Source organism: Pontimicrobium sp. MEBiC01747 (assembly GCF_053601635.1).
The window spans coordinates 1-19,026 of record NZ_JBSHNS010000412.1 but is presented as its reverse complement, the minus strand read 5'-3'; the positions used below and the strand labels follow the sequence as shown (position 1 = coordinate 19,026).

The 19,026-nt window shown below is 30.1% G+C and carries 16 protein-coding genes and 1 pseudogene; 3 read left to right on the top strand and 14 right to left on the bottom strand.

All coding sequences use genetic code 11. The features are described 5' to 3' along the window. Positions 1-23: 23 nt before the first annotated feature. The 9 genes from ACVC2P_RS13225 to ACVC2P_RS13185 form a co-directional block, all read right to left on the bottom strand. Positions 24-1,163 (bottom strand): helix-turn-helix domain-containing protein, encoded by a 1,140-nt coding sequence (locus ACVC2P_RS13225; RefSeq protein ID WP_452598931.1) that lies wholly within the window; start codon positions 1,161-1,163, stop codon positions 24-26. Between the two features lie 377 nt (positions 1,164-1,540). After that, positions 1,541-3,283 (bottom strand): FAD/NAD(P)-binding protein, encoded by a 1,743-nt coding sequence (locus ACVC2P_RS13220; RefSeq protein ID WP_452598930.1) that lies wholly within the window; start codon positions 3,281-3,283, stop codon positions 1,541-1,543. 362 nt (positions 3,284-3,645) lie between these two features. Further along, the gene (locus tag ACVC2P_RS13215) at positions 3,646-4,431 is read right to left on the bottom strand and encodes a VOC family protein (protein ID WP_452598929.1); all 786 of its coding nucleotides are present in this window, start codon (positions 4,429-4,431) and stop codon (positions 3,646-3,648) included. A 272-nt stretch (positions 4,432-4,703) separates the two neighbouring features. Next, entirely contained in the window at positions 4,704-5,825 is a 1,122-nt protein-coding gene (locus tag ACVC2P_RS13210) for a serine hydrolase domain-containing protein (RefSeq protein ID WP_452598928.1), read from the bottom strand. Positions 5,826-6,119: 294 nt separating this feature from the next. Next, positions 6,120-7,769, bottom strand: coding sequence for a serine hydrolase domain-containing protein (locus ACVC2P_RS13205; RefSeq protein WP_452598927.1), 1,650 nt, complete (start codon positions 7,767-7,769; stop codon positions 6,120-6,122). A gap of 197 nt (positions 7,770-7,966) precedes the next feature. Next, positions 7,967-8,566, bottom strand: a complete 600-nt coding sequence (locus ACVC2P_RS13200; protein WP_452598926.1) for a dioxygenase family protein — start codon at positions 8,564-8,566, stop codon at positions 7,967-7,969. Between the two features lie 185 nt (positions 8,567-8,751). Then, complete coding sequence (locus ACVC2P_RS13195) at positions 8,752-8,946, bottom strand: hypothetical protein (RefSeq protein WP_452598925.1); 195 nt, start codon at positions 8,944-8,946, stop codon at positions 8,752-8,754. 74 nt (positions 8,947-9,020) lie between these two features. Continuing rightward, entirely contained in the window at positions 9,021-9,374 is a 354-nt protein-coding gene (locus ACVC2P_RS13190; protein ID WP_452598924.1) for a hypothetical protein, read from the bottom strand. Then, complete coding sequence (locus tag ACVC2P_RS13185) at positions 9,374-9,778, bottom strand: hypothetical protein (RefSeq protein ID WP_452598923.1); 405 nt, start codon at positions 9,776-9,778, stop codon at positions 9,374-9,376. The genes ACVC2P_RS13190 and ACVC2P_RS13185 overlap by 1 nt, the downstream gene beginning before the upstream one ends. A 159-nt stretch (positions 9,779-9,937) precedes the next feature. On the opposite strand from ACVC2P_RS13185, the gene ACVC2P_RS13180 reads away from it, so the two are divergent. Both ACVC2P_RS13180 and ACVC2P_RS13175 read left to right on the top strand, forming a co-directional pair. Continuing rightward, complete coding sequence (locus ACVC2P_RS13180) at positions 9,938-10,501, top strand: tyrosine-type recombinase/integrase (RefSeq protein ID WP_452598922.1); 564 nt, start codon at positions 9,938-9,940, stop codon at positions 10,499-10,501. Between the two features lie 116 nt (positions 10,502-10,617). Continuing rightward, positions 10,618-10,749: pseudogene (locus ACVC2P_RS13175) on the top strand (hypothetical protein); the annotation flags it as partial. Here ACVC2P_RS13175 and ACVC2P_RS13170 read toward each other — a convergent pair. The 3 genes from ACVC2P_RS13170 to ACVC2P_RS13160 form a co-directional block, all read right to left on the bottom strand. Continuing rightward, entirely contained in the window at positions 10,739-12,418 is a 1,680-nt protein-coding gene (locus ACVC2P_RS13170) for a TlpA family protein disulfide reductase (protein ID WP_452598921.1), read from the bottom strand. The pseudogene ACVC2P_RS13175 and the gene ACVC2P_RS13170 sit on opposite strands and share 11 nt — an antisense overlap. 32 nt (positions 12,419-12,450) lie before the next feature. Beyond that, positions 12,451-15,789 (bottom strand): transcription-repair coupling factor, encoded by a 3,339-nt coding sequence (mfd, locus tag ACVC2P_RS13165; protein WP_452598920.1) that lies wholly within the window; start codon positions 15,787-15,789, stop codon positions 12,451-12,453. A gap of 62 nt (positions 15,790-15,851) precedes the next feature. Next, complete coding sequence (locus ACVC2P_RS13160; RefSeq protein ID WP_452598919.1) at positions 15,852-16,274, bottom strand: JAB domain-containing protein; 423 nt, start codon at positions 16,272-16,274, stop codon at positions 15,852-15,854. Between the two features lie 252 nt (positions 16,275-16,526). On the opposite strand from ACVC2P_RS13160, the gene ACVC2P_RS13155 reads away from it, so the two are divergent. Then, positions 16,527-16,958: a TerB family tellurite resistance protein gene (locus ACVC2P_RS13155; RefSeq protein ID WP_452598918.1), complete on the top strand. Its 432-nt coding sequence runs from the start codon at positions 16,527-16,529 to the stop codon at positions 16,956-16,958. Positions 16,959-17,014: 56 nt separating this feature from the next. Here ACVC2P_RS13155 and ACVC2P_RS13150 read toward each other — a convergent pair whose 3' ends face one another. Both ACVC2P_RS13150 and ACVC2P_RS13145 read right to left on the bottom strand, forming a co-directional pair. Then, the gene (locus tag ACVC2P_RS13150; RefSeq protein WP_452598917.1) at positions 17,015-18,523 is read right to left on the bottom strand and encodes an ATP-binding response regulator; all 1,509 of its coding nucleotides are present in this window, start codon (positions 18,521-18,523) and stop codon (positions 17,015-17,017) included. A gap of 95 nt (positions 18,524-18,618) precedes the next feature. Then, on the bottom strand, positions 18,619-19,026 hold a 408-nt coding region (locus tag ACVC2P_RS13145), incomplete at its 5' end, for a response regulator (RefSeq protein ID WP_452598916.1).

Below are 19,026 nucleotides of genomic sequence, written 5' to 3'. Positions count from 1 at the left end.
CTTAAAATCTAATAAATTCGAACTTATTTGTGCTTTTTTCGGTAAGCATTTGGTGTCATTCCAGTCATTTTTTTAAATGAATTATGAAAAGTGGTTTTAGAAGAAAATCCACATTCTAACCCAATTGCTAAGAGGCTATAATTATCAAACTCTGGATCTAAAATAATACGTTTAACTGCTTCAACTCTATAGCGATTAATGTAGGTTGAAAAATTTTCGCCAGTAACGGTATTAATTAACTGCGACACATAACCAGAACTAATGCCTAATTGTGTTGCAATTTTTTCTCTATCTAATGTGCTGTCTTTATAAATGTTCTGATCATTACAGAGCGCTTCTAATTTTACAAAGTAGTTGTTGTCCTTAGTAAAAGTATCTCCTTTTTTTATGTTTAAACTATTAGATGATTTCTGCTCAATACTAACTGGCTTACTTGAATTTAATTTATTAAGTAAGGTTTTAATTTCTTTTCGGTCTTTTGCAAGTCTAAATTTAAAAATCCCAATGTAGCTAATCCAATAAATTAAAAATGCTACAAATAATGTTAACATTTGTATTAATGGAGTAATGATATCTTGTTGTAGAAATTCGCTAACAGCAGACCCTATAATAGAACCAAAAATCCAAGAAAAATAGAAAATAGAGACTAGAACTAATAAATAGGTTAACCATTTTTTTTCTTCTGGAGTATCAGAAAATTTAATAAAAGTGAACGTGTATATTAAAAGGACTGGAGTAAAAAGGAGTATTATTGGAATTTGAATAAGATTTAATATTAACTCTACTGTTTTTGGTAGAAAACTTAGGCCTCCAGCATATTCATCTATCGCATCATAAACAATACTATATAGAAAAGGAACAAATAACCATAACCATTTTTTTGAGTTTTTTATATTGTGATTTACTTGATGTACCACATATAGAAAAAGGAAAATTGGGAATAGTAGTCCAGAATCTATAATATCAAAAAATCGTAAAAAAGGATAATTTGTATAGGCTCCTGTTTCTTCTAAAACAAAATTTAGTAAAGAGATAGAGAATGAAAAAATAGCAAAGGCTAAATATTTATTTGCTTTACTTTTAAATATAGGTGATTTTAAAATCACTATCCCTAAAATAACTCCTTGAAAAATGGCAATGTTAAGTAGAGTAATTAATAGCAATGGGTAAGTGGTTTGTTTAATGTTTTATAACGATGTATTTATTATTTTGATTTTTTAGATTGAGCATATCAAGAATTTGTTAATATTGCTAGAAGTAAAATCGTAATTATTTTTACACGCATTCTATATTTTTTACTATGGTTTGTATCTAAAAGTAGTAGATTTATATATGTTCTTTTTTTACTTAGCCGAAAGATAATAAAAAAGGGTCAACCAAATAGGTTTATAATAACTCTTCTATTCTATATATGTGTGCTATTGTTTTAGAAATGCAATTATTTTAAACATAATACTAGATAGTTTGTCCAGGTTAGATAAATTTACAAATGGAGAAATATTTTGTTCGTAATACTATAACATGGGTTGTAAAACACGTTTTAATTTAACCAGTTTTGGTGTCTAAATGCGGCTTTTTTGGCCCAATCTTTAGGGCGATCTCCAAAACATTCCAAAATAGCATCTACACCTATTATAGTGCCTTTAGCTAATCTGCCTAATAATGCTATAGGAATCGTTTTGCCATTGGTATCGTTTTTTGGAATAATATAACCATTAGAGTCGGTTTCTATACCATAATCGTCATGAGCTGGCTTTATAAGTTCGTTTAAAAACAGGCTGTTAACTAGCTCAGAATTTACTTGTTTTACCTTGGGACTATCTAACACAGAATTTATCATTACATTGGCTAATATCGTATTGTTATTAGAAGACAAATACCAGCCTTTTTTATCTAGAGTTATTTCCGGATTGTTTATGTAATCTGTTGTCATTATTCCAGCAGACAAAAGTGCTAACATTTGTTGAATACTTTCTACTGGTGGACCGTACGCATATCGTTTCATACGTTCATCTAAACCAATAATTTCAGCAAAAACTTCTGGACTACACTCGTTAAAGGATAATTGCTCGTATATAGAGGGTTGACAGTGCCTCCATACTTGGCCAATACAAAAATCTAAGCTTATTTCGCGGGTGTTTTTAGCCATTTCTATATAGTTCTGCATTAAAAGTGCTGTGGATTGTTCATTATCTACTATAGAGGGAGCTTTGTAAGATTCATTTTTTAACCAGTTTTTTACATGAGTTTCTATAGCACTTAGTATTCTTGTGTTACAAGGTTTGGTTAAAGGTAATTCTGCATAGATTTTTGCAATTATAGGTGTTATAGCTTCTATTAAAAAATTGAAATTTTTGGCTTGCTTTTGTGTTTCGGAATTACCTATTAAGGCGCTAAAAAGGTCTAATTGTTTGTTTGTTGGTTTGTAATAGTTATCTATTTTGGCAGAGAGTGGTTTTGGGACTACGGGTAAACCATTTAGAGAAAATGGAATAAACATAATTTTAGCATCGTTTTTAGGGCGATATACAATTTCTTGTGTTTCTTTATTATTAACTATAAATGTTCCTGTATTACTAGCGATGCTTCTAATAACATCTATGGCGGCTAAACCAAACCCACGAATTGCTATTGTATTTGTGGGTTTTATATGTTCTAAAATTTTTACAATAGGGTAAGGTTCTGTAAAAAGTGTTGTATTATTATTTAGAGCCGCTTTCCAATGTGCAAGTTGTTTAGATAATCTTGTTGGTTGGTGCCCAATGGTTAGTAAAAGTTCATCAGCATTATGAAAGGTACCACTATGTGTTTCTATTGCTACGGTTTTATCTTCTAATAGGTTTACCTTAATAACCCGTTCTTTAAATAGTGTTATCAACCCTAATTTTATTAAGGGTTTTGCTAAGCTATCAAACCGTTCTTTTAAATACTTACCTATTTTTGCTCTTGGAGGGTAAGTGTCTTTTAACTCATTTGAAAGTTTATAAAAATCTTTATTATCCCAGTTATGATACGATGGAAAACTAGGAATTATGATACTCTCTAAGTTTATTTGGGGGCGTGTTTTTATGTTTAGAATACGTTCAGAAATATTAATCCAGTTCGTTTTTACTTGGTCTACGTCATAAACTTGTCCATTACCATAGTGTCCTGTTTCTTCAAATAGTAATATGTGTATTTGTTTACAGGCCTGTTTTGCATTTAGTTCTAAGATTAAATTTTCTAGTGCATATAATCCTCTTGGTCCAATGCCTATAATACTTAAAGTCCTTGTTGTTTTCATTAATAATTTTAAGGTTTATAATAGAACGTATCTAAAGTTATAGTTTGCTCATCAACTTCTATTAAAATGTGTATAAACTACTCAAAAATAAATATAGCAGTTTAGTATTTGTAACGTTATTAAACTAATTATTGTAAAAAAAGATCAAATGGTGTTAATTCTAATTTTAGAGAACATGTCCATATTAAATTGTTCTTTCGGTGTAATATTGGTTCCAAAAAAATAAGTTTTGTTTTTATATTCTAGGTGAGCTACAAACTAACTATTATTATTTCTAATATATTTGCCTGTTTTTCCTCTAAGTTTATAGACTTCCTCTTGTTTAATAACAGTTAGGCTTTTTATTTACTTTTCGTTTTATGTTACAGATAGACTATTAATGGCAATTCTGGTCTTAAATCGAATGTTTTACCTTGAATATTATTATCAAAATACAGTTTCATTAAATGTTCTTTTCCACTTTTAACGGTTATGTTTTTAATGCCGTTTATAGCTTTAATTGTTTCTGTTTTTATGTCTAAATCTGTTGATGTGATATTAATATTTGTAATTTTTTTTGCTCCATTTGGATGCTTGTAAAACGCTCTTGCAAATGCATACTCATCTGGAATATTTTTTAAGTCAGACATTGTTTCAAATCTCTCCGATTCTATTTCAGGATAGACAACAAAAATAGAAGGTTCTTTTAGGTTTATTTTTGAATTTTTTGCTGAATATATACTAGCGTTTCCCTCCATCCAGTCTTGATGGTAGCGTATTTTCTGGAATGGAATTTTTTCTGTATTGTAGTCTTTTACTTTTAACGCTATACTAAAAGGGGACGCACCGTTTTTTTCAAAGTTTGCTCTTTCTGTAAAATCTAAATCTTTGTTTTTTATATTATTTTGCTCCAATTCGTTTTGGTTATAAACAAAAATTAATTCGAGATAGTTATTTAAAAAATAGAAATACCTTCCAGTTGTACCTTGCCCTGTATGGATTTTAGAAAGTGAATCGGGAATAGAAGTAAATCCAATATCGATTAATTTTTGCTTTGCTTTTTCAGGATTTTTAACCCAAATATTTAAATGATCTACTTGTAAATCTGATACTATGTTTTTATCTATTTCAATAGCTTGTTTTTCGTTCTCTTGATTGTTACAAGACAAAAAACTAAATAATAAAACTAAAATTATAATGTAATAACGGAGATTCATTTTAAATGTGGCATAGCGTGTTTGTATATGCTTTAAGCTTTAAAGTTAGCAAATACAAACAAGAGCATCAAAGTGATTTTAGTAATTTTGTTTTTTACTAATATTCTTATTTAATGAGTTGCTTCACTTCATTAGTTAATAAACCTTTTAAAGTATTAAATTCGTATGCATATTGCTCAATTTAAGAGAATACAATTAATTTGCTACACTTTTGTAGAGCGTTTTTATTTTAGGTCTTTTATTATTTTTTTAACGGTTTTTAGTAGTTTATCTGCAGTATCTAGGTCGCTTTGGTTAGTAATAACCGAAACTCCCATGTTAAACTTTGGAAGAATAAATAGCCAATTTTGACTCCCAAAACCTCCTCCGTGCATACTGTAATACGTACCATATTCTTCGTTATTTCTTATGGGAAAATAATAGCCTATTTCTCTATTTCCGTTTTGCAAAAGATTCCTATGAGATTCCTTAATTACGTTATTATTAGAATCCAATTGTAGCTGCATGTAATTTACTAAATCTGGCATGGTTGTTTTAACACCGCCATCTGCTCCATAAATTACAACTTCATGAGGAACAAGTTTGCCAGTCATTCCATAGCCATTTGCCAAATATTGTTCATTTTCTTTTGAAAGTTTAATTTGGGTATTTGGCATGTCTGCATTTTTTTGAAAGTAATTTTTTACTAGTTCATTAAACGATTTACCATATAAATTTTCTAGTATTTCTGCCATTAATTCAGTATCTACATTGGAATATTTATATTTTTTACCAGGAATAGTATCTAACTCTATCGTGTGTAAATCATGAAAGAAATCTTTTTTACTGTAATTCTTTTGGATCTCAGACACCTTAAAAGGTAATTCTTCATTAAAATCATTGAATAAAGCATTGATACTTTCGGGTAGAAATTTTGACATTCTACTTGTATGTGTTAATAAATGTTTGATTTTTATTGGATTACCCTTGTATTCAAAATTTTTAAAATCCTCTTTTAAATAGTTCCGAATATCGTCTTCAAGATTAATTTTGCCTTCTACAACTGCATTGGCAACTAGAACTCCAGTAAACGTTTTACTTACTGATGCTATTTCGTATATGGTATTATCGGTAGGTGTATTGCCTTTTCCTTTGTCTAATTCGCCATAGTGAGCGATGTATTTTTTCCCGTCTTTGTATACTCCTATTGAAACTGCATTTATTTTTGAATCCAAAAGAAGCGAATCAGCATTTTTGTTTATTAAAGCTTGAATTGGATCAACAGATTTAGTTTTAGATGTTTTTTCTGAATTTTTACAGTTTAAAAAGATAAAGAGACAAATTAAAAGGGGGATTTGAAATTTCATTTAATTAATTGTTTGGTTGTTTGTTTAAAGAAGACGAGTTATAAGCAAAAGTGTTACCAATTAGACTGAACTTTCGTTTTTTAGGTGTTTTTAATATGAATATGCGTAGTTTTAATGCCTGTAAATAAAATAAAGCATGTAAAGCTCTTTTTATTAGTATAGTAGCCAAAGGAGAAAGTGAAAAACTAGCTATTGCTTACAGTAAAAAATATGTTGCTATACGATGTTAACCACAGCTGTACTTTGATAGAGAATTAATTGTTTCCTACTTTAGTTCTTTGTTAGCCATAGTAATTATATCTTTTTAAACAAGATTTCCATTATTTCTAAACCTGTAATTTGTTTATTTTTATTTCTTTTAAAAACTATTGGTTTAAATGACATGTCAAATATGTCTTTGGATAAAGATTTCATTTCATCTTTCCAAGCTCCATTTCTATAGTAAAAATATAGTTTACCATTGTGTAACTTGATTTTTTTACTTATTTGCAAATCTGCGTTAAAATACTGTCCTTCAAACTCTTTTAACTCCTCTATTGAATATTTGTAAGGTTCATAAGTTTCAAATAACCAAGGTAATTGATTTTCAGAATCATAGTATTTGTAGTTTTTTCTGCCTGATTTTATATCAAATTCAATCCGTTTATCGTTGAATAGAAATTGATGATTTCCCAATGGTTTTAGATTTGTAATCACATCTCCATCTAAAGTAAGCACAGCCAATTGATTATCCACAAGTTTTATGGTGTTTAATTTTCTATCTTCATCATCACTACCAATAAATAGATAATTGCCTTCATACTGCTTTAATTCTTTTTTAGAAAGATTGACTTGATTTTGTTGTTTAGTTTCTTGTTTGTCCTTAGACCTATCTTTTTGTGAAATGTATAAGTCTACTAATTGAAAAAATCGCTCTTCAAAATCGGGTTCAAATGTGTTTTGAGTAGTAAAAAAGGCAATGTTTAATTCAGGAAAATAAAGGTACTTTGAAACAAAACCGCCTATAATCATTCCATCAAATCCCATTGCTTTGTGTCCGTTGTGCGTTTCAAATTCAACACCTAATCCGTAATTGACCTCTGCTCCGTTATTTAGTTTTGCCTTAGTGTGCATTTTTTTATAGAGTTTGGGGTACTGGTCTTTTATTTTTTTTAATCCCATGTGCCATTTAAACATATCCCTTGCTGTGGTTAGCACTTGCCCGTCTCCATTGTAGATAAATGAATGTAGGTGTGTTTTGTAAAATTCGCCTTCATCTTCTTGATAGCCGATAGCTCTATTTTTTATAATTGAATATGTGCTTGTTTTCTTAATTGTATTTTCCATTTTAAATGGTTTGAAAACATCTTCATACAAAAAATCAGCAAAAGATTTTCCAGATGCATTGGCAACAATTTCAGCAAGTAAGACATAATTTGTGTTGGTGTATTGAAAATAATCTCCTGGTGTAAAATTTAGAGTTTTTACTTTTGTGATAAAATTTATCATTTGAGATTGGCTCAGCATATCTTGCATATAAAAATCGGCTATTCCAGCTATGAGGTCAACTTCTCGTACTCCACTTGTTTGGTTGAGTAACTGCTCGATAGTTGGGTCTCCTTTTTTGTAACGAGGAAGGTTTTCTATATATTTATATGCAGACTCATCTATAGATAACTTGCCTTGTTCTTCTAATAAAAGTATAGCAAATGCAGTGAATTGTTTAGCAATTGAACCTACATCAAAAAGTGTTTTAGATGTTATTGGAATGTTATAATCAAGATTTGCACTTCCATATTGTTTTTCTAAGATAATGTCATTGCCTTGAAATACAGCTATTGAAAAACCTGGTTCGTTCTTTTTTACTTGGTAAAGGTTATCAATTTTGGATTCCAAATTTTGGGAATATCCTATTTTTGAAATTAGTGCTAAAATGATAAATATTCCAAATAGTTTGTCACTCATAGAATTTGCTTTTTTCAAGGACTCAATTAGTTTTAGTTTGTTACAGTTGGGTTTATTATGGCTAATGGTCTCGCCTATGAATAGTTGTGTAGTTTAGCCTTTAACTTTGCAAGTACACACCGAATTGAAAATCCGCGAGGATTTTTGTAAGTAGGCAAGAACAAGCAATTACTTATAGCCATTGTTTTACAACTTTTTTATTCATAATCAGGGATATTCATTCCTAAAATCAAATTCCTATTCGCTGTCCAAATTCCTTTTTCTTTTTCAAGTTTTACAATTCCAGAACCTCCTCTGTTTTTTTTAGATTTTCTCTTTTCTGTTGTTAGTTTTGGGTCGTTTTCAAAAAAGTAACTATCAATATAATATGGAATAGTATTTGGCTCTTTTACATAGATGTGAATGTGTTCAGGTTCTTGAGTTTTAGGATATGGTGCAGGTCTAAATGTGTAAAAGGTAAATTTTCCATCTTTACCAGTTTTTAACCATCCACGATATTGTCCGTGAATTTTTTCCCAGCTAATAGGATTTTCACTTGGTTGATAAATTCCATTTCGGTCTGTATGATAAACGTATAGTATTACATTTTCAGCTGGTGTTTTTCCATCTTTTTGAAATACAGTTCCTGTAATTTTTACTTTCGGTTCATTGTTTTCAAATTCTGGCAAAGTAACAGTTGATTTAGGTTTCAAATTCAATAACTTATAATCCAAAACCGCTTCGCAATCTTGACAAGGTCCACCAACATTTTTTTCAGATTTAGATTGCCCTTTACAGGAAATGGTAAAAAAAGCCATTAAGATTATTACCAAATATTTTTCCATTATCAATGATTTTTCAAATGTTACACAATGGTTTTGTGTATGATTAGTGGCGTGTTTAAGCACCTAATTTAGCAAATAAATACTGAATAGAAAATCCGAGAGGATTTTTGTAAGTAGGCAAGAACAAGCAATTACTTATAGTCATTGTTGTGCGTTCGTTATTTTTTTGTTCCTTCTAGTGTTTTCTGAAGTTCCAAAAGTATTTTTTTGTCAATAATATCGGTTAAAATTCCAGATTCTAAATTGTATTTTTTAATGATTGTTGGCTCGTTATATTCATTGTAAGTTCCATCATCATTTTTGTCAATTCCAAAACTTTTTATTTTATCTTTTTCTTTATAAAGCCAAATCAAAAGATTTGGCGGACTTGGTTAAAAGCTCTAAACTTTGGGTTAAGTACCAAAACCCATATTAATTATAGCCATTGTTAGGCATCTGGCTTTATCTTTCCGCTTTCACGAATTTCCAGTAAAATCAGTTCAAGTTTTTCGGTTATTATTTTTTGAGACTTTGAGTTTTCTATTTTTAGTGGATTATCCCAATCTTTATTTTCTATAACATAAATTTTAAATTCGCCTTTATTAGAAGATATTTCTCCGTACCAACCTAAATCAATTATCAGATTTGAATAATCAAATTCAATTTGTAAAAGGTCTTCTGTTAAATTATATAGATTTCTTTCTTCTGTAAAATCAATTTTAGGGTCATACGTTGTAAAATCATTTTTTGCGATTCTACATCCACTTGGAATAATTAAAGGTTGTAATTTATATTCAATCATTAGTCAGTGATTTCGGTCAGATTTAAATCCAATTCTTTCATAACTTCGTCAATATTGAATTCAAAGTCTTTAGGAATATTTACAGTTGCTATTCCTCCAAAATCCACTTGCCAAAATCCACCGTTCTTAGTTAATTCGTCTCCTAAAACTCTATAATCAGATTCTTTATACTGAGGTGATAAAAAGAAACGTTTTGTTATAAAATCAGAGTCTTTTATTATTTTAACTATTTCGTGTAATCCTTCTTTATTAATCCTTGTTTCAAATTCAGTTCCTTTTGTTAAGCGACAATTGAAAATATCATTATCTGTCATTCTGAATTTGTTTTCAGACAATTGTTCAACATAGAGATTTCCAGTTGATTTTTCTCGTTTGTCATAAACCCGAATTTCGATTTCTTTCATTTCAATTCTCATTTTTTTTTCAGCTTGCGCCTAACTAGTGTATATAAGCAATTTACAAATAATTATCGATTCTGTAGGCTATAGCAATATATTATAAAAAAATAAAGCTTAATTTTAAAAAAAATGTATATAAGTATGTTTCAGGATTTTAAAACTTTAATGATAATTAAAAGATACAGTAGTAATACTATTAATACTTATATTGGGTTATTACAATCTTTTCAAGATTATCTGGGAGATTCTTTAGCTATATCTAAATTGAATAATAAACATTTACTTCAAAAAATTAGAGAATTTATAATAGATAAAAACTACTTATATACATCTCAAAAGCAATTTTTAGGTGCATTAGCACTTTATATGTTAGAAGTGCATAGGATTTCTCTCGATTTAAGTACAGTTCAACCAAGAAAACCACAAAGCGTATTACCAGAAATTTTATCTAAAAATGAAATAAAATCAATAATAGAGAATACAACCAATAAAAAACATAAAGCCATGCTTGCTACTTTATACGCTGTTGGTTTACGTAGTGGTGAATTAATAAACCTTAAAATTTCAGATATAGATAAAAACCGAAAGATTATTTTTATTAAAAGTGGTAAAGGAAAAAAAGATAGAGTTTTACCTTATCCAGAATCTTTAAAGCAGCTATTAAGAGATTACTACATAGAATATAAACCTAAATTTTATGTTTTTGAAGGACAAAAAGGAGGTCCCTAGACAGCAACGTCTTTAAGAAAGGTTTTTAGCGCAGCATGTAAAAGGGCAAAAATAAAAAACAAGTCGCTTGCCATAACTTAAGGCATTCTTATGCAACGCATTTATTAGAGTCTGGAGTAAATTTGAAAATTATACAAGAGTTGTTAGGACATAATAGTATAAAAACTACAATGATGTATACTCAAGTATCAAATAGTAGTCTTTTAAATACTTTAAGCCCGTTGGACTCTATAAATATTAACGATTAATACCTTTTAATAATAACAATTCCTTTTCAGCATTTTCAATAGTGTACGATTTAACTACTTTACCTTTTGGCGTCATTATAACTAATGTTTGCGTCTCTGCTTCATAGTTCCATATTCCATCAACCATAGCGTGTCTATCTGTAGGAGATAGGCTTAGGTATTTGCATGTGCCATCTTTAGCTAATTCCATCTTAAAACGAAAACGACTTGGTGGAAAGGTTTTATAATCTGTAGGGCGAAATACCATGCCCCCTGGATTTAGTTCTTGTTCTTCTCTAGAGTCCGTCCAAGAGCCAATTAAGTTAGATTGTTCTATTGTTTGTGCTATTTTTGTTGGCATAGGTTGTTTATCGAAATAAATTTTAAAGGCTTCAAAATCGTAAGGTTTATTAATAATTTTTTTGTTTTTATCTAGTACAAAATAACTTGGTGTGGCACTTACATTGTAATTGTTTCCTATTGGGTTGTCCCATTTACCTTGTCCAAAAACATGAAGGAAATCTGGATACTCGTAAGTCATGTTTCTCCATCGGTATAAATCATTATCTAAAGCTATAGCAATAACTTGAAGGTGTTGTTTATTAATACCAGCAGTATATGCCTTTAGTTTAGGGATTTCATCTAAACAATGTGAACAAGTTGTGCTCCAAAAAAATATTAAGTAATTGTTAGAATGGTTTAACTCACTTAATTTTTTACTAGTTTTTACGCCTTTATTATTTATTGTTTCTATTTCAAAGTCGTAGCCTGTGCTACCAATAGATGCATTTTTAAAGTAAGTAATTTTTTCGCTTAACGGCATATCGTTAGCATTATAGGCTAATTGTATTAGGTACTTTGTGGCAATATGGTTAGCTACGTCTTCATTTTCTTCTTGAGCAAATTGATTCCATAATACTTCTAATAAAATCTTCTGTATTTTTGGGTGGTTCCTAGAGGCTTTAGCAACATCATCTATATTACTTTTAAAATCGTTATTTCCACTATCTGGATTAGAAAACCCAAAAACATAGTTTAAAGTTGTCTCAATTAAAAAGCTTGAATTTTGTAGCATTTCGTTACCAAAGTCAATAGGTGTAAAATAATTGTCTTTAACGTGTTTTGAAAATGTTTGTACATCTTCGTACTTACTAGGAATATAAGGTCTTCCTGCTTTTATAAAATTATAGGCAAGTGTGCCTTCAGTTGCTTTTTCGAACTCATTTTGAGTTTCGTTAAGGATTTTAAATACACTATTAAACCCGTCTTCATCTTTTGTATTTTTAGAGTAGTAGTTGTTTATACTAGCTCCTACCATGCTCATACTTTTGTTATACGATGTAAGTAGTTTGTTTTGCGAAGATTCTATAAATGTTACCCCTTTTTTTAAATCGAATTCTAGTACAATATCTTCTTTACCATTGTATAATAAATCGAAATTATATTCTTCTTGTGGCTGTGCATAAACAATACGGTATGTTCCTGGTTTTTGCTTTTTATCCATAGTGATTTCAAAACTTCCATCTTTGCTAATATTGGCATTATTTATAAATACCGATGTTTCTGCTGTAACTCTATATAAAAATACAAAGTTAAATTCTTCAGGTGGTGTAAAGGTTCCCTTTATGGTATGCTGTGCAAGTAATACACTTGGTAATATGCTAAGTAAAAAAAGTAATTTTTTAGTCATTTTAAAATGGGTTTCTTTTATAAGGACAATAATTATTCCAAAATGGGTTGTAGTGCTTTTAAAGCTTGTTCTACGGTTTTAATATTTTCAAAAGTAAGTAATAAACGTAAGCCATTTCTGGTTTGCTTCTCTTTCATTTTACCAGCTCTTGGGTTTTGTTGTACATATTGTAATATCTTAGTAAAATTAGGGCTTTGGTAAAAACGGCTTTGTTGGTCGTTTATAAAGTAACTTATTAGTTTGCCTTGTTTTAATATTACTTTCTCTATACCCAATTTAGTTGCTATCCATTTAAGTTTTACACTGTTTAGTAGGTCTACAACTTGTGTTGGTAATGCTCCAAAACGGTCTATAAGCTGCGCTTCGAAAGTTGTTAATTCTTCTTCTGTTTTAAAATTGTTTAATTGGGTGTATAGGTTTAAACGTTCGGCAATATTATTTACATAATCGTCTGGGAAGAGCAATTCGAAATCGGTATCTATAGTAATATCTTTTACATAGTCTTTATTTTCTGCTTCGTCTTCGTATAGGTCTTTAAATTCGTTTTCTTTTAGTTCTTCTATTGCTTCGTTTAATATTTTTTGGTAGGTATCGAAACCTATTTCGCTTATAAATCCGCTTTGTTCTCCTCCTAATAAATCTCCAGCACCGCGAATTTCTAAGTCTTTCATAGCGATATTAAAACCGCTACCAAGAGCTGTAAATTGCTCTAGGGCTTGTATACGTTTACGGGCATCGTTAGTCATGGCAGAATATTCTGGTGTTATAAAATAACAGAATGCCTTTTTGTTGCTTCTACCTACTCGTCCACGCATTTGGTGCAAGTCGCTTAATCCAAAATTATTAGCATTGTTTATAAAAATAGTATTGGCATTAGGAACGTCTAGACCGCTTTCTATTATGGTTGTACTTACTAACACATCGAAAGCACCGTCCATAAATGCCAGCATAAGTTCTTCTAGTTTTTTACCATCCATTTGACCATGGCCAATGCCTATTTTAGCATCGGGTACTAAGCGCTGAATCATGCCCGCAACTTCTTTAATATTTTCTATACGGTTATGGATAAAGAATATTTGTCCGCCGCGTTGTATCTCGTAACTTACTGCATCTCTAATACTTTCTTCATTAAATCTAATAACATTACTTTCTATAGGGTAACGGTTGGGAGGCGGCGTTGTTATTACCGATAAGTCTCGGGCTGCCATTAAACTAAATTGTAATGTTCTAGGTATTGGTGTTGCTGTTAGTGTTAATACGTCTACATTATCTTTTAACGTTTTTAATTTTTCTTTTACGGCTACTCCAAATTTTTGTTCTTCATCTACAATGAGTAGTCCTAAGTCTTTAAATTTTACGTTTTTATTTACGAGTTGGTGTGTGCCAACAATAATATCTACATGTCCTTTTTCTAATCGTTCTAGTGTTTCTCTTTTTTGTTTTGCGGTACGAAAACGGTTAACATAATCTACAGTTACAGGAAACTCTTTTAAGCGCTCGCTAAAGGTTTTATTATGCTGAAATGCTAAAATGGTTGTTGGTACTAAAACGGCTACTTGCTTACCGTTGTCTACGGCTTTAAATGCAGCACGTATGGCGACTTCCGTTTTCCCAAAACCTACATCTCCACAGATTAAACGATCCATAGGGCGCTCGCTTTCCATATCTGCTTTAATGTCTGCCGTGGCTGTCATTTGGTCTGGTGTGTCTTCGTATATAAAAGAGGCTTCTAGTTCGTGTTGTAAATAACTGTCTTGTTTGTATTGAAAGCCTTTTTCTAGTTTACGTTTAGCGTATAGTTTTATTAAGTTAAATGCTACATGTTTTACACGTGCTTTTGTTTTCTGTTTTAATGTTTTCCATGCTTTACTACCTAATTTATAGACTTTAGGCGGTTTGCCATCTTTACCATTAAACTTCGTAATTTTATGTAGGGAATGGATGCTTAAATACAATACATCGCGCTCACCGTATACTAGTTTTATGGCTTCTTGTTTTTTGCCTTCTACATCTATTTTTTGTAGTCCTCCAAATTTACCAATACCATGGTCTATATGTGTTACATAATCTCCAATATCTAGATTGGTTAATTCTTTTAGGGTTATGGCTTGTTTTTTTGCATACCCATTTTTTAGGTTGAATTTGTGGTAGCGCTCAAATATTTGATGATCTGTATAGCAAACTATTTTATTGGCATGGTCTACATAGCCTTGATAGAGCGATAGGGTTATGGCTTGGTAATGAACGTCTTGCTCTACATCGTCGAAAATATCTTTAAAACGCTTGGCTTGTTGTTCGCTAACGCAGGCTATATAATTAGTGTAGCCGTTATTATGGTTTCTGTTAAGGTCGTCTATTAATAGGTTAAATTGCTTATTAAATGCGGGTTGTGGTGTTGTATTGCATATTATTTCGGTTGCGGGGTTTAACCAAGCATCTGTGCCAAATTCTACTAATGTAAACTGTAGGAGTTGTTTTTTTAGTAATTGCGAATTGCAAAATAATTCTTTAGGTTCTGCATGTTTTACTTCTGTAGAAAGTGTTTTAAAGGCTTCTTCTGCTTTACCAAAAAAGTTATCTATTCTAGAAAAAAGGACGTCTACATTTTTTGTAAATACAACTGTTTTTGCTGCTATATATTTTAGAAAACTAGCTCTAGACTCGTCTAGAAATTTATTTTCTACATTTGGGATTATTCCTATTTTTTTTATTTGCTCGTTAGAGAGTTGCGTTTCTACATCAAAAGTACGAATGCTATCTACTTCGTCTCCAAAAAACTCTATACGGTAAGGCTCATCGTGAGAGAATGAAAATACATCGACAATACCGCCACGAACAGAGAATTCTCCAGGTTCGGTTACAAAATCTACTCGCTTAAATTTATATTCGAATAATACTTCGTTTACAAAGTCTATAGATAAGTTGTCGCCAATAGTAATTTTTAGCGTATTGCGTTCTAATTCTTTTCGGGTTACTACTTTTTCGAATAATGCATCGGGATAGGTAACTATTAATGCTGGTTTTTTTTGTGAGTTAATACGGTTTAAAACCTCGGCTCGTAATAGTATATTGGCATTATCTGTTTCTTCTATTTGGTAGGGTCTTCTATAACTTCCAGGATAGAATAAAACATCTTTTGTATTAAGTAGCTGCTCTAAGTCGTTAAGGTAAAAAGCGGCTTCTTCTTTATCATTAAAAATGAGTAAAAAAGGCTTAACTGCATTTTTAAAACTTTCGCTTATAACAAAGGATAGGGCAGAGCCTATAAGTCCTTTTATATGCGTTTTTTGTTCGGTTTGGGCAATAGCAGTTTGAAGTTTTTGCAGTTGCAAAGACTTTAAATAGGTTTGCGAGATTGTAGATTTGCTCACGTATTTTTCTTTTACACAAATATATGTTTTAAATTACGAATTACGAATTGACTTTTTTAATTTTAAAATTCGTTTAACTCAAAAATACTGGTGTAGCTTTTAGACTCGCTTATGATGATGTGATCTAGAAGTTCAATTTTAAGAGTTCTAGCCCCTAACATTATTGATTGTGTTAGTTTTAAATCGTCTTCACTAGGTTTAGTATTACCTGAAGGATGGTTATGACAGAGTATTAGTTTTTTACATTTTTTTGCTACTGCAAAGTTAAAAACTTCTACAGGGTCTAAGATATTTTGATTTAGTGTGCCAATGGTTAACAACTCTATATACTCTACATCATTATTAGTGTTTAAACCTATAGACCAGAAGTATTCTTTTTTTCGATGAAGCCTATTTTGTCTTAATAGTATTTTACGCATAATACGAGCAATATCCTTTGTGTTTGCTATGTGTATGTTTTCATCTTTTGGAAGGCGTACAGTCATAATAAGTTACTTTATTTCAAATATAATATTTTAATTAATTGATACTACACATTAAAGTAAACTAAATGTTGCTAAGCACGCGCATTAGTGATTGAGGTATTTGTTGAAGCTCTTTTAAATTTTTTAATTTAAAAAGCGACTGCCGAAGACACGACATTTTGTGTGCAAAATGGAATGCCCAAAAAAAGAAATTTTTAATTTTAAAAAGGGTTAAGATTACTTATATTTGCAGCACTTAAAAAAATAAAATATATGTCATTTTCAGATTTATTTGATAGCGGATTTAAAAAGCGTAATGAAGATCATTTTGCAGCGATTGTTAGAGTAGCAATGGATGATGGTATTATTACAGACGACGAGAAAGCGTTTTTAGACAGATTAGCTCGAAATTTAGATATTTCTGAAGCTGATTATAAAACGATTTTAAAGGATTACCAATCGCACCCAATTAATCCTCCTACTTCTTACGATAAGCGTTTGGAGCGTTTATACGATTTAGCGCGCATGGTATATATAGACCATATTAAAGGAGATCATGAAGAGGTTTTACTTAGAAAAATTGGTATTGGTTTAGGGTTTACTCCAGAAAACGTAAAATATGTTTGCGATAAGGCATTAACCTTAGTAAGTAATGGAGTGGATTTAGATACTTTTATAGAAGAAATTAAATTAATGAACAGATAGTTTTCATTATTAATGATAAACACACAAAAAAAAGCGAACGTAATAGTTCGCTTTTTTTATGTGTTGCTTTTTATAATTTGTAATATTTTTTTATCATCAAAGGGTTTGCCTATATAGCCATTCATCTGCTTTTCTATACAGCCAGCTTCTTCTTTTGTGTTAGGTTTATCTGTTATTGCTATAATAGGAATTTTTGAGAATTGACTAAATTCTGAAAAACGAGCATAGCGCGTAACATCATAACCATCCATTTTGGGTAACCTTAAATTTATTAATACAATATCGAATTTAGATCTGTGTAATTGATTAATAACATCATCTCCGTTATCTACAATAACACAATCGTAAATTCCTGAACTGTTTAGTATTTTTGAAATAGCTATTTGATCTTTTTTTATGGTTTCGCCTACTAAAATTCTGTAATCGTATGTTTTTTTATGGTTTGGAATTTGTTCTATAGTTTCATTAACATGATTTTGAGAGATTTTAAGTGGTAGCGTTACAGTAAAAGTAGTACCTTCTCCAAGCTTACTCGATACTTTTATTGTTCCTTTTAAGGCTTCAACTAAACGTTTTACAATGCTTAACCCCAAACCTGCACCTTTATTGGCTTGTTTATTATTTATTTGGTAAAAACTATTGAAAATAAAATCCATTTTATCTTTTTCTATACCAATACCAGTATCTTTTACTATAAATGCTAACTCTGCTGTTTGGTTATTTTTAGATAATAATTTTATTTGTAAACTAATTGTTCCAGAATTGGTAAATTTAATAGCATTACCAATAAGGTTGCTAGATATTTGTGCTAGTCTAAATTTATCTGATATGATATATTTTGGACAATTTTCATCTATTTCTGTTTCTAAAACGAGTCCTTTGTACTCGCATTTTTTTGTGTAAATATCTATTATTGTCTGTAACTCGTCTATAAGGTTTAATTCGCTTTCTACAATAGAAAAATAGCCAGTTTCTATTTTCGAGAGGTCTAAAATATCATTAATCATGTATTTTAACTTCTCATTAGTGTTTTTTATAACTTTTAAGTTATAATGTTGACTTTGTGTAAGGTCTGAAGATTCAAGTAAGAAAGTAGAACCGCTAATGGTGTTAATAGGCATTTTAATTTCATGACTAAAATTTGCTATAAAGTTATTTTTAAAATCTTCTTTTTTTTGAAGTAATTCGTTTTTATAGGTTAATACTTCCGCCTGTATTTTTGTTTCGTTCCTTATTTGTGCTACTTTTTGATAGGCTGTATATTGTTTGGTTAAATCATGAATTATAATAAGAGCATTATTATCGTTTTTAAACGTTTTTAAGGATACATCTATAATATAATGTTTCTGTTTTATATTTATGTTAACACATGAAAAATTATGAGTAGTATCTTTATTAGAGAGTAATGGTGTTAGCGTTTCAAAAAATGGGTGCAGCGCGCTAATATGTTCTCCCTTTGTAATATTAAAAATAATGGTATCGCTATCTATAACATTTCCAGTATTATTAATGACTATTATTTGATTTATAGAGTTACTGTACGAGGTATTGTAGTCCTTTATCATTAAATGGTATTATTTTATAGATTATGCTAGGGAGCAAATAAATATACAGTTTTTTTATAGATTAAAATTTGGTATTTATATGATTGATAACTCTTTTATTTAAGATATAGAGCCATTTTTTCTAAAAGAGATTCTTCGTTAAAGGGTTTTTTTATGACATCATTAATTCCTGCCTTTTTATAACGTTTTAAGTCTTCTTTAAATACTTTAGCAGTTAAGGCTATAATAGGAATTTTTCTATGCTGCTTTTCTGGTAGTTTTCTAATAAGTTTAGCAATATCATCTCCAGAGTTTTCTTTTAATTTAATATCCATGAGTACTAAATCGAACTCATTATCGAAATTAGTTATTTTAGAAATAACATCTTCTGGAGTAAAAACGATATCTAAGAAAAATTGTCCTTTAGAGGCTAATATTTTAAGTACAGATAATTGTGTTATTTCTGAATCTTCTACTAAAAGAATATTGTATTTTTTATCCTTTTTTAAATGACTAAGTTTAGA

Excerpts from the sequence above, each read along its gene's own strand:
- ACVC2P_RS13220 (WP_452598930.1), bottom strand. The coding sequence starts at position 3,283 with ATGAAAACAACAAGGACTTTAAGTATTATAGGCATTGGACCAAGAGGA.
- ACVC2P_RS13210 (WP_452598928.1), bottom strand. The coding sequence starts at position 5,825 with ATGAAATTTCAAATCCCCCTTTTAATTTGTCTCTTTATCTTTTTAAAC.
- ACVC2P_RS13205 (WP_452598927.1), bottom strand. The coding sequence starts at position 7,769 with ATGAGTGACAAACTATTTGGAATATTTATCATTTTAGCACTAATTTCA.
- ACVC2P_RS13200 (WP_452598926.1), bottom strand. The coding sequence starts at position 8,566 with ATGGCTTTTTTTACCATTTCCTGTAAAGGGCAATCTAAATCTGAAAAA.
- ACVC2P_RS13190 (WP_452598924.1), bottom strand. The coding sequence starts at position 9,374 with ATGATTGAATATAAATTACAACCTTTAATTATTCCAAGTGGATGTAGA.
- ACVC2P_RS13185 (WP_452598923.1), bottom strand. The coding sequence starts at position 9,778 with ATGAAAGAAATCGAAATTCGGGTTTATGACAAACGAGAAAAATCAACT.
- ACVC2P_RS13180 (WP_452598922.1), top strand. The coding sequence starts at position 9,938 with ATGATAATTAAAAGATACAGTAGTAATACTATTAATACTTATATTGGG.
- ACVC2P_RS13170 (WP_452598921.1), bottom strand. The coding sequence starts at position 12,418 with ATGACTAAAAAATTACTTTTTTTACTTAGCATATTACCAAGTGTATTA.
- ACVC2P_RS13160 (WP_452598919.1), bottom strand. The coding sequence starts at position 16,274 with ATGACTGTACGCCTTCCAAAAGATGAAAACATACACATAGCAAACACA.
- ACVC2P_RS13155 (WP_452598918.1), top strand. The coding sequence starts at position 16,527 with ATGTCATTTTCAGATTTATTTGATAGCGGATTTAAAAAGCGTAATGAA.
- ACVC2P_RS13150 (WP_452598917.1), bottom strand. The coding sequence starts at position 18,523 with ATGATAAAGGACTACAATACCTCGTACAGTAACTCTATAAATCAAATA.